We start from the raw sequence: 14,678 nt of genomic DNA on the forward strand, positions 1-14,678 counted from the left end.
TGGAAATATATTAAAACTGAACGAAGCCAACACTTTTTTATTGACCTAAATTACCGTTTTTTGTAGAATAGAAAAGTATTTGCGTATAAAATCTTCAAAACTTTTAACTTCATTATTTTGCCAATACATCTTTAATAGAAGCCGTATTTTATATAGATTAGTTTTCTCAGGTCCATAATTATTAAAAATTAAGTTTATAATTTGGGATATTTTCTGATGATTGTTTCATGTCTGATGTCCTAAAAGTTCCCTAATTTGATAGAAAAACCTTTCAATTAGTCTTAAATCTTTGGTAACTATTTCAGCATTCCCTTTCAATTCTTTGTCAAATGGAAGTCTCTTATTATATGAAGTTTTTAAACCTTTAGGAAGGATAACATCTACATAATAATTGCCCTCACCATTCGGTGTTAATGATATATTTTGAACCCTACCTTCTACAATTCCAAATTCTTGGTAGCGGTAATTATCCAATTTTATTAAAACTTTTTCACCTGTAGTAACTTTGCCAGAGTTGGTTGCAGGAACGGACATCCTACCCACTAAAGCAACTTTGTCTTTAGGCAGAATTGAAAGAATTGCATCCCCTGATTTAACAAATTGATTTTCGCCGAAGAATTGTTGAAAACTTACCGTTCCGTTTGTGGATGACACTATTAAATAATTCTGCTCCCATTGCTTTAAAGATTTTCTTAATTGCTCAAATAACTGAAGGGTCTGGGATGAATAAGTGATTTTATCTTTTTCTGTATTAATCGCCGCTCCGCTTTTTGTTTTGTTGAAATTGGATATACTTTCCTGCATTTGAGACAAAGAAATATTTATGTTCTCTAAGTTTTGCTGAGCCTGAAGATATTTTATTTTTTCACCTTCCAACTCTACCGCTGCGATAACTCCTTGGTTAAACAATTCTTGTGAACGTTTATAATTCTTTAGTGTAAGTTCGGTTTTTGCAACTTCAAGATTTCTTTGCTGTGTTAAATTCGTGATTCTACTTTTAGACTCTGAAATACCTTGATTGGCTGCTAGATTTTCCGGAGCATAAGGCTGTAGTCTTGTAAATAAATTTTCATCCTGAAATGCTTTTGCAAAACTATTATAATCACTCTGAATCTCTCCCAATTTAAAAGCAGACACCATTTTCAAAGGAAAATCTTGTAAATGATTGGTGGAAACAGAATCCATCAAGTTTCTCAGTTTTAAAATATCCTGATAATTTCCCGTAGATTGCAAAACCATCATTACCTGGCCTTTTTCAACTTTCTGATGGTCTTTGATAAGAATTTTCTCAATTTTCGAGTTGGTTCTTGCCTCCAGTTTTTCCGGTGGATTTTGTGAAGTCACCACGATGGATGAGGGAATAAATTCAGGATATTTGATGAACCAACTCATCAATAATACCATTATCATAATAATGAAAATAACCGTATTTCCACACCGAATCATCCAATGTGGAGGCTGTGTAAGAATATCCTGAACGCTTTCGCTGCGAAGTTCGATATTATCTAATATGTCTTTCCTAGTTTCCAAGTTCCAATTGATTTTTTACAAGTCTGTAATATTCACCTTTTTTAGCTACCAATTCGGTATGATTTCCTTCTTCTACCAGTTTTCCTTTGTCTAAAACAATAATTTTGTCGGCGTGTTTAACAGTGGAAAGTCTGTGGGCAATTACAACTGCAGTTTTTCCTCTGAAAAATTGCTCAAGGTTTTCCATAATCACTTTTTCATTATTAGCATCCAAAGCACTTGTTGCTTCATCAAATAAAATATAATCAGGGGATTTGTAAACAGCTCTTGCAATAAATAATCTCTGTTTCTGTCCTCCGCTAATACCAACTCCTTCATTCCCGATTTTAGTATTGTAACTTAACGGAAGTCCCTCAATAAAATCTTTGACATTTGCTATCTCTACAGCTTTTCTTAGTTTTTGCTTGTCAATAAAATCTTCGCCGACAGCAATGTTTTCCGCAATAGTGTCATTAAAAACATAACCTTCCTGCATCACCACGCCGCAATGGTCTCTCCACTTTTTGGGAGAAATATTTTTGAGATTAGTATTTGCTATTTTAATTTCACCGTTGTTGGGTTCATAAAATTTCATCAACAATTTCAGTAAAGTAGTTTTTCCACTTCCGCTGGCTCCGACTATTGCGGTGGTTTTTTGGTACGGAATTGAAAGATTGAGATTTTCAAAAACGAATTGGCTGGAACCGATGTATCTAAAAGACATATTGTGTACCTCTATATCATTTTGTGGAATTTCCGAAACATATTGTTCATCAGCATTTTCTTCATCTTCCTTATCGTGAATTTCTCCCAGACGTTCCAACGATATTTTAGCATCCTGCGTTTGTCTTATAAATTCTACCAATTGTAATAAAGGACTGTTGAGCTGACCGATGATATATTGAACCGAAAGCATCATTCCCAGAGTAAGATTTCCGCTTAACACCAATTTGGCAGAAAGGAAACTCACTAAAATATCTTTCATTTGATTGATGAAATTTCCTCCTACAGATTGCCATTGCTCTAATGATAAAGATTTTATTCTAAGCTTAAATAATTTGACCTGCAAAAACTCCCAGCCCCAACGTTTTTGCTTTTCGGCATTATGCATTTTAATTTCCTGCATTCCGTTAACCAATTCAATGACCTTACTTTGCTCTTGGGATATTTGGGAAAATCTTTTGTAATCAAGTTCTTTCCTTTTTTTGAGGAAAAAACTAATCCATCCGATATAAAGAATTGCTCCAGCCAAATAAACCAGAAATAGTCTATAATCATAAAACAGCAGTACAATACTGAAAATAATCAGGTTGACTAATGAGAATAATGTATTCAGAGATGAACTTGTAAGCAATTGTTCTATTCTCGTATGATCGTTGATTCGCTGCATAATATCTCCCGTCATTCTTGTATCAAAGAATGAAATCGGAAGTTTCATCAGTTTGATAAAGAAGTCTGATATAATGGAAATATTGATTCTTGCGGAAAGATGAAGTAAAATCCAACTGCGTATCACTTCAATTCCTATTCTGCCGATAAAAAGCATTATTTGTGCAATGAGAACAAGATAAATAAAGTTTAAATCCTGATTTTGTATCCCCACATCTACCATGCTTTGGGTAAGAAACGGAGTAATTAATGAAATAATACTTCCAGTCAATAACCCCACAGAAAGTTGAACGATTAATGATTTGTATTTCGCAAAATACTGTAAACCAAATTGTAATGGTGATTTTTTATCTTTGGTTTCGTCCCAATCGCTTTTATAAAATTGAGGTGTGGTTTCTAAAAGTAAGGCAATACCTTCTTCTGTGGTTTCATTTGCGTTTGCTCCAATCCAGTTTTTGATAAAATCTTCTTTGTTATAAGTGATTAAACCATAACTGGGATCGGAAATATAAACGGTATTATTTTTATCAATTTTATAAACTACTACAAAATGAGATTTATTCCAATGTACAATACATGGTAATGGAACGTCTTCTTGTAAGGTTTTATAGTTTATTTTAATCCCTAAACTTTTTAACCCCATATTTTCAGCAGCATTACTAAGCCCTAACATAGAACTTCCTTCTCTGGTAGTTTCTGTAAGGTTACGGATTTGCTGCAAAGGAATGGTCTTACCATAATGTTTGATAACTATTCGCAAACAAGTGGGGCCGCAATCTTTGGTATCGGGTTGTTTATAAAACGGGAACTTTCTCAAAATAAATCTATTTGAAAATTATTTTTTAATTATATTTTCTGATATTTAATTGTCTTCTGTTTTAGACTTATTATTACTGTCTTAATTAGATATTAATAAAAATCATTTTGCATTTTCTTTTACAGGCTCAAAATTTTCACAAGAATTTACTTTATACCATTTCTCATTGGAATAATGAAGATCTGTATTGGAAAAACAGCAATAGCGGAATTTACACAACTTACATTTTTCAATTAAATCATTACTAACTTCCCATTTTTTCTGAAATTCAGGACTTCTAAATACTTGGCTTATTGAAGTAGTAGTATCTGATAGATTTCCAAAATGCTCTTGATGATTTATATAATTTCTGATATAACCAAATTCATCAATACAAATTTTACGATTAAGAGCAATGTTATATTTCTTTGATTCCATAAAACTCTTCAAAGTAAAAGTGAAATTTGAACGAACAAATTTTTCAGTCCAATTTAACTCTTCATCTTTTACTCTTTTTATTAATACATAATTCTTATTTTCTTCTGTTTTAAATTGCTTAGAACCTAAATAAGTTACAGAAGTAATTCTAATATTGTGGTTGAAAAAGTCCATAGAAAATATATTCTCAAAAGAGCTTGGAACAACAACATCAATACATCTTAAAAAAGAATTTGTTGTAGCATTAAAAATGTTTAAAATTTCCTCTGATGTGATATTACTATCTGATTTAATGGAAAGCATCAACATTTGACATCCTAATTGATTAAGTTCATTTATTACTTCAACATAATCATAATTAGTAGAAGTACCTATTTCTAAAATAGCTGAATAGCATTCATTCTCAAAATGTATATCTTCGCTAATTTTAGGAAAATTTGTGGGACTGTCAGTTAAAAAACATACTTCCTCTGTAAGGAAATAATCAATTATATCAATTATGCCATTCCCAAATTTTGATATTATAGAATCAATCCTTTTTCCATCAATTTCTTTTAGTACGTTGTATGCAGTTTGACTTATAGAAAGGAGTTTCTGTCTTGATAAATCATATATTAGATAGCCATTATCTCCATCAACTAAATAACAGTCTGTAAAAACTCTTACATATTTATTTTTATTCATAATTCAAAATTACTGTCGTATTTTGTTTATAATATTCTCTGACTACATATTGATTAGTATTTATCAATGAATTTCGAGCTAAAAAAAATTTCCTAATGTTATTATTATCTGAATATTCAAATGAATCAATTAAAATATTGTTAAGGGATAACTTTTCAAGTGAAATTTCCGAATTAAGAAGTTTATTCTTCATCTCTGGTTAAATATTTATATATGTGATACTCTATATTATAATTGCAAGGCTTGCTAACCATTCCAAATTGTCCGACTGAGTTGATTTCTAAAAAATAGTATTTCCCATCTTTACCTTTGATAATATCAATTGAACCCGTATTAAATTCTATTATTTTTAACAGTTCTTTTATTTTTATAGTCAATTCTTCAGGTAAAGTAAAAGGAATATTTCTACTTGGTTTTTTAAAATCGTATCTTCTGAAATCTACAGCGGTTTGTTCGTTGTTCTGGGAGAATATAGCCATGCTGTAGTAGTTTTCTCCCATAACAAAAGTTCTGATTTCAAAATCTTTTTCTATCTTTTCTTGTACCAAGCTCGGTGAGAAATAATTTGGTATTTTGTCTAGTATAGAATCCGTCAATTCATTCGTGTAAGATATGTGTCTTTGTTTTGAGTCATCGTCCATAGCAGCTATTGGCTCAAAAATTGATTTAGTTATAAGGGAACTGTTAACCTCTTTTTGAAATTCTAAAATTTGACTTTTTGTAGAAATTACTTTGGTTCTAGGAATGCAAATTCCTAATTTGCTTGCTATAGATAGAATTTCTAATTTGTTCACTCTAGTTTTTAATCTATTTCCTAATATGACCGAACCCTGTATGGAATTGAAAATGTAACTGTAAAGTTCTTTTAATTCCGATTTTTGATTTGATCTTATTTTATGGAGAAGAAATTTAGAGAGACCTGACTCAGTTTCGTCAATTACCATGTTTTCAACATTAGCACTTGGCCTTCTATACCAAATCGAAGTAAATTTTTCCGTAAAGTTTTCATCATTAACTTTTTTTTCACCGGGAATACTTATGTCAATATTATCGAAATTAAAATAGTCTGAATATAGATCATTATTACGATCTATTATTTTATATGAATCAAGATTTAATCTTTTAAAAGACACACCATATCTATAAAACCAGCTACAAACTTCATCTGAAGATCCATCACTATCTTGAGTTACAATTAAATGTTTTGCCATCGATTGTTATTTTAAAATAAAATTACCTCTATCTACAAATAAGAATTTGCTATAGAGGTAATTAATTGCAAATTAGCTCTTGCTAATACTAATCTGGGCTTATATCACCCTTAGTACCAGTTTCAATGATCCAACCTAAAAAATTCACAGTTTCATGGGTCGTGTAAAGACAATCTCCTTTACCACCTTTGATTGAATCTAAAGTCTCAATTTCTTTAATTTTGAAATCTTCTAATTTTAACATAATAAAACGATTTAAGTATTAACTCTGCACTTAAAGGGGGCAGGGCATTCCCTATTATATGATTTATAATAATGTAAAATATATTAATGCAAATATTTTGCATTAAGGAAAAATTATAAGAAATTTTATCTTTGTAAACTTATTTCGAAATCACATTGATATGCGTCGTAAGAATAAGTTTTTTGCAGTATTCTATAGGGGCACCCATGCATTTCATTAATTCAAGAATATTAAACGCACTTCGTCCAGAAAGACATAAACGTATCGATAAATCACCTACTCCTATAATTATGACCGGAGTTATATGTTGTGTTGTTAATTCGGATTGAACTGAATATGGAAATTCTTTAAATAATCCTCTATTGGTTCCATTCCCATTTTTTTTCTTCTTTCGTTCACAGTTTCAGGATTTTCTAATTTATACAATTTACCATTTTCTATTTGCGAACCATATATTTGGGGTTTTCCTTCGTCCATTAAAATCCTATCTTTCATCAATGCATATTGTTGTTTAGATAAGTCTCCATTTTCAACCGCTTTCTCTATTTGTGGAAAATACTTTTTTCTGATTTCGTTAGTAGTATGTTGCAGTCCCAACCAGATTGCATCCATTTGTTTTTGACCCACCTCCTTTAATGTTGGCATCCCACACTTTTCAATAATGCTAATGACTAATTCTTGATTCCTGTGATCTTCTTTAGCGTATTTGATTAATTCATTTGATTTTCTAATCCTTTGGTCACTTTCTAAAACTTCGCTCAAGATTTGAATTTTTTTGCTGCAATCGACTTCAATAATATCTACTGAACCTACATAGACAAATTTATCCTTATTCATATAAAGAAATATTGATATCATTAAAACAAGAGCAGCGAATATGCTAAGTAATATTTTTTTTATTCTCATAATTAAAAAAAAATAAAAATTAAAATTTGTTTTTGCCATACACACCCTGGCATTGGGCTTTTTGATGATCAGCTATATTTAATTATGTACCGTACACATACAAAACATAAACATCATAACATTTAATTGATTCGGAAAATACACATTACTAATAATCATTTGAAAGTTCCTTGAATTGTCCTACTCTATAAGCTTTTCGGATTCCGCTATGTTATATTTTCTGCAGCAAATTTATCTGTTCACTATAAGATTTCCTAATAAATACAATATAGATTTATAAATTTACAGGGCTTATTTCTATTTCAAAATATTGGTTTTCAATATTTTAATTTAGCATCCAAGACTGTTTAGACAATATCTTATTGTGGCGGAGTAAGTAATCATAAATGATCATTTCGAACAATCTTTGGCTGGAAATAAAAGTCCTGTTGATATGCATATGGAAAATATCAATAAAAAAAGAAACCAAAAAATTAGAATTATATTCTGTTATCTTTTTTAAAGCCGATTTGGTTTCTGATATGTTTTCAATAATTAAATTTCTTGTCTCTTCAAACTCGGCCGATTCAAAAAATGCGTGATATTTTGGATCAAATTCCATAAATTTTTTATTCAATTGGTTATTCAATCTCTTATCTGCATTGAACTCTTTCTTGAAAGAATTGTTTGATTCGCTAACCAATCATGCTTTTCAGTAATCGGTAATTTAAGTTCTGAAAACATTTGCTCGATGTAAAACATCGAAACAATAATTTTATTTTCATTAGCTATCAATTCAACATTTCAACATATTTTTTAAGGATAAAGTCTTTTTTAATCGTGTAATATCTTCCAATGGTGTTTAAGCTGATACAGATAATCAGGGTCAAGATTAAAAAAAAGTGCAGCCTCTTCTTTTGAATAGATACTTTTAACTCCTAAAGAGAGGATTAACAAGGCTTTTGAAGTGAATTCTGTTTGTGTTTCTATTAGAGTAGCAATTTGTTTCCCTAATGCAATAATTTTTTCTGTTGGTTTCATAAAACTTTTTTATCAAAAGTATATGCTTACAGCACTTACTAAACCAGTACAATTTTGTAAAATAAACCTAAATAAGATAAACTAAGTATTGAACACATTTTTACAATGTTTTTTTTACAACAAAAAAATCATTGCATCTTTTATTGCAATGATTTGGCGATTATTAAATACGAAAGGACTTGTATTACAACTAAGATAGTTATAATTTATCCTTATATCTTGACAAAATATCTGCTGTTAAACTGAAATCACCTTTGTTTAGTTCCAAATAATCCTTTTGCGAGGTTTTAAATGTGCTATATTTATTTATAAATTCAAGAATTATATTTTGTCCTGCTTTCCAATCTTTTTAGAATATAAAAATACAAATAAAATATAAAAAAGATTAGCCGCTCTCAAATGTTAGTCAGAAAAATAAAAAAGCACCTACATTTCTGTAAGTGCTTGATTTAAAAAGTGGTCCCACCTGGGCTCGAATATTTTTTATTTTGACTTTTATTTATGGGACTTTCAAGCATTTCAATTTTTAAAGGGGGCGTTTTAGGGGATATTTAAATTACATTACAGCATTTTCACTTAGGTCAACACCGTAGTAATCTTCCAAAAACCTATCTATAATTCTCTGATCATTTTCTTCAATTAAAAACCTTTTATCTTCCTCATTAAAATTTGGAATCCCAAAATTTTTCATATAAGTACCATTCAAAGAATAATATGCGGAAGAATATGGCTTGCTTGTTGTTTTGATATAATACCAAAACAAGCGTGATTCTAAAATCTTTTTAATTAATTGCATTTCTTCTTCCGAATGGCCTATAATTGCTTGACCATTGTAAAACAGCAAATCATCATCATTGCTAATTAAATAACTTGGTGTTTTATCTGAAAATTTTGGGAAAAACAATTTGTTTCCAACTTTTTCCAAAGACTGAGTTCTTCCAAAGGCAAACCATTTTTCATATTTGCCTTTACCTTTATCTCTTCCTGCCAGAATTTTTCTTTTTACCTGCAGATATTCAAAAGCTCTTGGGAAATTTTCTCTTAAAAAGTCTTCATCGAGCACTTTCGGTTTTACCTCATCATTATAAGGGAACAACACCTTTTCAACGACTGCATCAAAGTTAATATCTCTACTCAATTTATTTGAGTTCAAAATATCTTTACATATTCCTTTCTCAATTGGATATAGATTTCCATTTTGAAGATAAAAATAATCATCATCTTCAGCTACTGGTTTAAAAATATAAATGTCATTTTTCAAAGTAGCAATGCCGTGCCTTGTTTTATATTTCTCTCCGAAAGGTGTTCCGGTTGCTTCAATTCTTGAAATAATTTCATTCTCATTTAGATTCCAGCCTTTTCTTGCATCAAGACTTGTGTAATTTATTCTGCTATATTGATTTCTATTAGTTGGTAATTCTTTATCTATTGACTTATAGTATTCGATATAATTCCTTTCCGTATTTTCTAAAAAACAAATGCAGGTATATGTACTTTTAGATTTGAATATTTGTTGGGTTCCAAAATCAATAATTTTAATAGATGTATTATTTCTTTCAAAATAACTTCTTAAAGCTCTACCATTCAGACTTTTGAAAAAAGTATTCATTGTTATAAAGCCAAGAATCCCATTAGGGGCTAAATTCTCATATCCTATTTGAAAAAAAGGAATATACAAATCGGGGTTTCCGGTAGTACAAACTTCCCAAAGCTTTACATTTTCTTTTGCATCGTTATCAAGATTACGAGCGGAAACATACGGTGGATTTCCCACAATGATTTGAAATCCATCAAAGCCTGGATAATGCTCTTCCCAGTTAAAAAGTAAGGCGTCTCCTTGATGTAAATTAAAATGAAATTCTTCTACATCTTCTCCTTCAGATAAAGCCAATAATGACAGTAGTAATCTACTACGTGTTACTGAATATTCCTGAATGTCTAAACCAAAAATTTGATTTTGAAAAATATGCTGATAGGTATTTCTTGTTCTTCTTCTTAACTCTCTAGATGCAGTATATAAAAATCCTGAGCAACCACACGAAATATCCGCTATAGTAACTTCGTTAAGAATATTTGCATTATTTCTGAATGTTTGACGTACAATGTAATCTCTTATCTCAGACGGTGTATATATTGCACCGTTAATAATTCTATCTGAAGGGGAAATAACAAATTCAAAAAGTTCAATTAAATCTTCAATAACAAATTCATTCTTTATGTTGTTTATTGTTTCAATAAACCCAATCAAGTTTTCAAAATCTTCATCATTTTCACGAATACAATATTCTAGTAACAGCCTATTATTAATTAATTGTATTTGGTTTATGTACAGAAATGCAGAAATAATAAGCCTATCCACAAACCAGGGATCTGTGTTACATTTTTGACTTAGATATTTTGTAGCTTCTTTCATTATATAGTTCCCAATTGTTTTACATATGCTCTGTATCTTAATAAAAGAGCTGTAATGCGTTTATATAAGCCAATATCTTCTAAATTTTTCAGATCCTCTTCTAACTGATCAATTATGATATCCAACTGCTCAAGGTTGTAGATAATTTCGTGTTGCGGTTTATCTAATTTTAATTCTTTTCGCATCCATTTGCCGAGATCTGTTAAAGCTTTAATTTGACCATTTGGCAACCTTTCAAACTGATTGTCATAATCTACATCACAAGGATCAATAAATCCTTCATTGTTATGGTTGCAAATGTTTTCATCATTTGTCGGCCATTTATTGCTCTTTGCATTATTACAAGATTTGCAAGCATAAATCAAATTAGAATAATCTGTTTCTGTTTTAATGGTTAGAAAAGGTTTCTTATTTTTTTTCCTTGGAATAAAATGATCTATTTCAAATGAAGCTGTCCTGTAAAAATGGACATCATTACAGTAACCACACCTTTGCTTAAAATCAATTGTTAGATTTCCTCTGTGATCTCTATAGTGGGCAACTGCAGTTGTAATATTTCTACGTGAAGGAATTTTGTTGATTTCTCTAAAGCCCATTTATTACTTTTTATTAATCTTTTTTAATTCCTCAAGTATTTCTTTAGCTTCACTAACGAAATCGTTCAGTTGCGTAATAGATCCTTTTTGAATCAAATTAGTTGGAATCTCTTTGCCATCTGGATGTAATTCATCATAGAGCATATATAATTTTGTTAATTCCTCTTCTTCCGCTAAATCCAACTCAGCATTGTCTCTTTTATCGACCAATACGGCTATTCTAGAATCGGTATCTTCAATTTTTTTATAATAATTCTTAATAGCAGTAATTATTTTTGAATTGAATACTTTAAACTCATCTCCATTTGTGCCGTTAAGTATATCTTTATTATAAATTAAATGAACATTTTCCATATGATTAATTGCATCTGGTTCGTAAGATGTTAGCATAATAACTGGAAAATGAGGGTATTTATCTGTAATGGTGTTTATTAATTCATTTCCATTAAAGCCGACTTCTCCACCTTCAATTAAATTGTAATCAGTTATTATTGCATCAGTCTCTTTATCAAAACATTGACTTAAAATTGACTCAATAGTTGTAGATTCATCAACCTCTATCATAACTAATTCATAGAAATCTTTAAAATGACTATAAAAATTACTCAGTGATTGTTCTTCTTCATCTATATAGGCTAATCGGTAACTCATTTTCTTAATTTAAAAGTTATTTTAAAACTTAATCCTTTAGTGGATTCAATTATTTTAATTGTGGAATTGTTGTATTCAGATATAATTGCTTGAACCATTGATAAACCTAGTCCTGTTCCTATAACATTACCGTATTGGTCAACTTTTGACGATTCAAATAAATCAAAGATCTGTTCAGGATTATCTTTATACTTATTATCAAGTCCTTTACCATTATCTGAAAACAATATTTCGATATTGTCATTTACATTTTGACAAGAAATTGAAATCTTCTTTTCACCATCACTAACTCCTTTAAGAGCATTGAGGGAATTAGATAATAGGTTATTAAAAATACAATCCAAATCAATTTCAAATGCTCTAATTATACATTGATCTGTAGCATCTTCTTTAAACTCAAATGCAATCTTTCTATCAGTTAAAGAATTTTGCCAAATAGATCTAAAATCTTCGAAATATTTATTTAAATTAACATTTTTTCTTTCTCTCTTGTCTCTTTTTAAGGTGTTTAGAGAATAAACTAGCCAATGTTGAAGTTTCAAATCCTCTTTCTTAATCAAATCCAACATATAGTATGGATTTTCATATTTTGACTTGTCAATAAATATATCTTTATCAATATACTTTTGCATTTCTTCTTCCAAAAATTTAGTTCTCGGAACAAGTCTGTTTTTCAAATTATGCAGTTCGTGGGCAAAAGAAGAAACAATTAAACCTACACTAGCTAAACTTCTTAATAATCTGATTTCATCATCTTTCTTATCATTTTCTTTCTCTAAAATAAATATAGCCTCAGCCATATTTTCTTCATTTTCAGAATATTGTTTTTTTTCTTCGGAAGAGTTATTTTCTCCACTTTTACTCTCTGAATTTGCTTTTTCTTGCTCTCGTTGTTCTTTTTGTTTTCTAATTCTCTCAGCCCCTTCTTTTCCTTGTCTCAGTTTTTCTGCTTCCTCATTTTTTATTTTATGCAATTCAGAGAGATTGTACATTATTACATTTCTATCTCTTTCAAATAAGGATATTATTTCTCGTATGATATTTTTGAATAATTCAAATTCATCATTCTCAATTAAGCCTTCTCGTCCAGATTTGTCTTGAAAACTTGCATTGTGAAGCCTTGAAATCTTAATAGTACCGGCTATCTGATTAGGTCTAATTCTATATCCCCCTAATCTTTGTCCTGCACCTCCTGGACTTTGAGCTTGACGTTCACCCAATCTTAACCAATCATCTCCATTTTCTCCATAAGGTCTTATTCGAAAATCATCTCTGAATATTTTAATACCACCAAACTTTTTTAACCAAGACTTTCTATTTGCACTATTTATACTGTTATAAGGGTATTTCTTCAAATCTCCATCATCCTTGTCATCTGAAATGGTATTCTTCAAGAAGTAAAATGTAAAATCAAATCTTCCAATTCTTTCCAATAAGTCTTTGTCTACTTCATCAGAAGTCAATTTTTCTATAGGTATATTAAGTTCAATTTTTTCATTTTTGAAATCTTCAAGTCGATATGGAGATTTTTTCATTAAATCAAATTCAAATACTTCGGAATATTTTTTCTCTAAAGCGTCTAAATCTAATTCGTTACGATAAATTTTTACCCTCAGTGTTTTATCGTTATCCTGACAATAAGAAGCATTGATCCTATAATCATAATCATCATAATAAGCTCGCTTTACCTTCCCAAATTCTTGTAAGTTATTCAATAAGAATAAATCAATATTAAAATCATTTTGTTCTTCTGGAGGAAGCAACATTTCTAAATTTCCAAATAACTTGCTTAACTTCTCTTCATTCCATTCATCATTTAGTTCAGTAATTTCAATGGCAGTTCCCGATTTAAAATCGATTTGTTCTAATACTTCTTTAATTTTAGGATAAGAGGAAAATCGCTTCAAAAATTCCTGTTTAAGATTTAAATTCTCCTTAGCTGACAAAACTGCTTCAACATCAGATACTGTAGCACCTTTTTTATCGAAGTCTTTCCAATCAACTGTCCAATCAAAGCTTGCGTTTGTAATGTTTTCGATTAATTTAGTTTTTGGAGACTCTTCTGATTCTTTTTCAATTTCGCTATTCTCTTCATCTATTACTTCCAATAAATTCGGAAGAGAAGTCATAGATGTTAACATACCTAATCTGTTGAGAGCGAAACGACCAATACCTTTTGCCCCGGTTTTGACTCTCCCTCCTTCTGTAGTATGCTCATACAGTTTATTATCTGTACCTATAGTCATCCATTGGTTTTTAATAATTTTATCGTTCATACCGACACCATTATCAAAAATATAAATGCTACTATTTTCCTTGTCAAACTTTTCTACTTCGAATTCTTCTTCTTTTTCATTTTTTTCTTTGACTTTTTTCTTTTTTAAGTCAAAAATTATAATACAGTTTTTTGCATCTGCATCATATGTATTTTTAACCAACTCAATAACCGCACCCTCTTCGGTTGAAAAGTTTTCTAAGCCAATTAACTTTGCAGTTCTAGCAGAAACTTTAAACGGTATTTTAATTGTTGTATCAGGCATCAAAATAGTTTTTATTGTTTTAATCAAATTACAAAAATAGCTCAAATTACCAAGTAATATTTATTTAAATCTGAAAATAAAAATGACTAGATAGTCCAGTCATTTAATTTCCTTCTAATTTTAAAATATGCAGAAAGAGACTGCAAATTATTTAAAGTCGTCAAAAGGCATGTTTCCATGAGTCTTATAACTTGTTTCTATTAGTGCTTCGTAAGAATCATTGGTATTTCAATGAAACATAAGAAATACAGTAATCATGTTTTCTCTGGCATTCACCATAT

At 29.9% G+C, this 14,678-nt stretch carries 12 protein-coding genes; all 12 read right to left on the bottom strand.

What is annotated here, in order from left to right; all coding sequences use genetic code 11:
• Window positions 1-225: 225 nt before the first annotated feature.
• Entirely contained in the window at window positions 226-1,530 is a 1,305-nt protein-coding gene (locus REB14_RS07235; protein WP_309521870.1) for an HlyD family secretion protein, read from the bottom strand.
• Complete coding sequence (locus REB14_RS07240; RefSeq protein WP_309521871.1) at window positions 1,520-3,715, bottom strand: peptidase domain-containing ABC transporter; 2,196 nt, start codon at window positions 3,713-3,715, stop codon at window positions 1,520-1,522. The genes REB14_RS07235 and REB14_RS07240 overlap by 11 nt, the downstream gene beginning before the upstream one ends.
• A gap of 102 nt (window positions 3,716-3,817) precedes the next feature.
• The gene (locus REB14_RS07245) at window positions 3,818-4,816 is read right to left on the bottom strand and encodes a hypothetical protein (protein WP_079240463.1); all 999 of its coding nucleotides are present in this window, start codon (window positions 4,814-4,816) and stop codon (window positions 3,818-3,820) included.
• 182 nt (window positions 4,817-4,998) lie between these two features.
• A complete protein-coding gene (gene gwsG / locus REB14_RS07250) occupies window positions 4,999-6,027 on the bottom strand; it encodes a grasp-with-spasm system ATP-grasp peptide maturase (protein ID WP_079240461.1) in 1,029 nt (342 codons plus the stop codon).
• Window positions 6,028-6,115: 88 nt separating this feature from the next.
• On the bottom strand, window positions 6,116-6,271 hold the full coding sequence (locus REB14_RS07255) for a hypothetical protein (protein WP_158521340.1): 156 nt from the start codon (window positions 6,269-6,271) through the stop codon (window positions 6,116-6,118).
• A 315-nt stretch (window positions 6,272-6,586) separates the two neighbouring features.
• Entirely contained in the window at window positions 6,587-7,108 is a 522-nt protein-coding gene (locus REB14_RS07260; RefSeq protein WP_145953201.1) for a DUF6624 domain-containing protein, read from the bottom strand.
• Window positions 7,109-7,502: 394 nt separating this feature from the next.
• Window positions 7,503-7,859, bottom strand: a complete 357-nt coding sequence (locus REB14_RS24195) for a lantibiotic dehydratase C-terminal domain-containing protein (protein WP_079240459.1) — start codon at window positions 7,857-7,859, stop codon at window positions 7,503-7,505.
• Window positions 7,860-7,990: 131 nt separating this feature from the next.
• Window positions 7,991-8,197, bottom strand: coding sequence for a hypothetical protein (locus tag REB14_RS07265; RefSeq protein ID WP_079240458.1), 207 nt, complete (start codon window positions 8,195-8,197; stop codon window positions 7,991-7,993).
• Between the two features lie 556 nt (window positions 8,198-8,753).
• Window positions 8,754-10,610, bottom strand: coding sequence for an Eco57I restriction-modification methylase domain-containing protein (locus REB14_RS07270; protein ID WP_309521872.1), 1,857 nt, complete (start codon window positions 10,608-10,610; stop codon window positions 8,754-8,756).
• Window positions 10,610-11,206, bottom strand: a complete 597-nt coding sequence (locus REB14_RS07275) for an HNH endonuclease signature motif containing protein (RefSeq protein WP_168238473.1) — start codon at window positions 11,204-11,206, stop codon at window positions 10,610-10,612. Before REB14_RS07275 ends, REB14_RS07270 begins: the two co-directional genes overlap by 1 nt.
• Before the next feature lie 3 nt (window positions 11,207-11,209).
• Window positions 11,210-11,857: a response regulator gene (locus tag REB14_RS07280; protein WP_309521873.1), complete on the bottom strand. Its 648-nt coding sequence runs from the start codon at window positions 11,855-11,857 to the stop codon at window positions 11,210-11,212.
• The gene (locus tag REB14_RS07285; RefSeq protein ID WP_309521874.1) at window positions 11,854-14,397 is read right to left on the bottom strand and encodes an ATP-binding protein; all 2,544 of its coding nucleotides are present in this window, start codon (window positions 14,395-14,397) and stop codon (window positions 11,854-11,856) included. The genes REB14_RS07280 and REB14_RS07285 overlap by 4 nt, the downstream gene beginning before the upstream one ends.
• Window positions 14,398-14,678 lie beyond the last annotated feature (281 nt).

Source organism: Chryseobacterium metallicongregator, from assembly GCF_031324065.1.
Classification (GTDB): Bacteria; Bacteroidota; Bacteroidia; order Flavobacteriales; family Weeksellaceae; genus Chryseobacterium; species Chryseobacterium metallicongregator.

Excerpts from the sequence above, each read along its gene's own strand:
- REB14_RS07245 (WP_079240463.1), bottom strand. The coding sequence starts at position 4,816 with ATGAATAAAAATAAATATGTAAGAGTTTTTACAGACTGTTATTTAGTT.
- gwsG (WP_079240461.1), bottom strand. The coding sequence starts at position 6,027 with ATGGCAAAACATTTAATTGTAACTCAAGATAGTGATGGATCTTCAGAT.
- REB14_RS07255 (WP_158521340.1), bottom strand. The coding sequence starts at position 6,271 with ATGTTAAAATTAGAAGATTTCAAAATTAAAGAAATTGAGACTTTAGAT.
- REB14_RS07260 (WP_145953201.1), bottom strand. The coding sequence starts at position 7,108 with ATGAATAAGGATAAATTTGTCTATGTAGGTTCAGTAGATATTATTGAA.
- REB14_RS07265 (WP_079240458.1), bottom strand. The coding sequence starts at position 8,197 with ATGAAACCAACAGAAAAAATTATTGCATTAGGGAAACAAATTGCTACT.
- REB14_RS07270 (WP_309521872.1), bottom strand. The coding sequence starts at position 10,610 with ATGAAAGAAGCTACAAAATATCTAAGTCAAAAATGTAACACAGATCCC.
- REB14_RS07275 (WP_168238473.1), bottom strand. The coding sequence starts at position 11,206 with ATGGGCTTTAGAGAAATCAACAAAATTCCTTCACGTAGAAATATTACA.
- REB14_RS07280 (WP_309521873.1), bottom strand. The coding sequence starts at position 11,857 with ATGAGTTACCGATTAGCCTATATAGATGAAGAAGAACAATCACTGAGT.
- REB14_RS07285 (WP_309521874.1), bottom strand. The coding sequence starts at position 14,397 with ATGCCTGATACAACAATTAAAATACCGTTTAAAGTTTCTGCTAGAACT.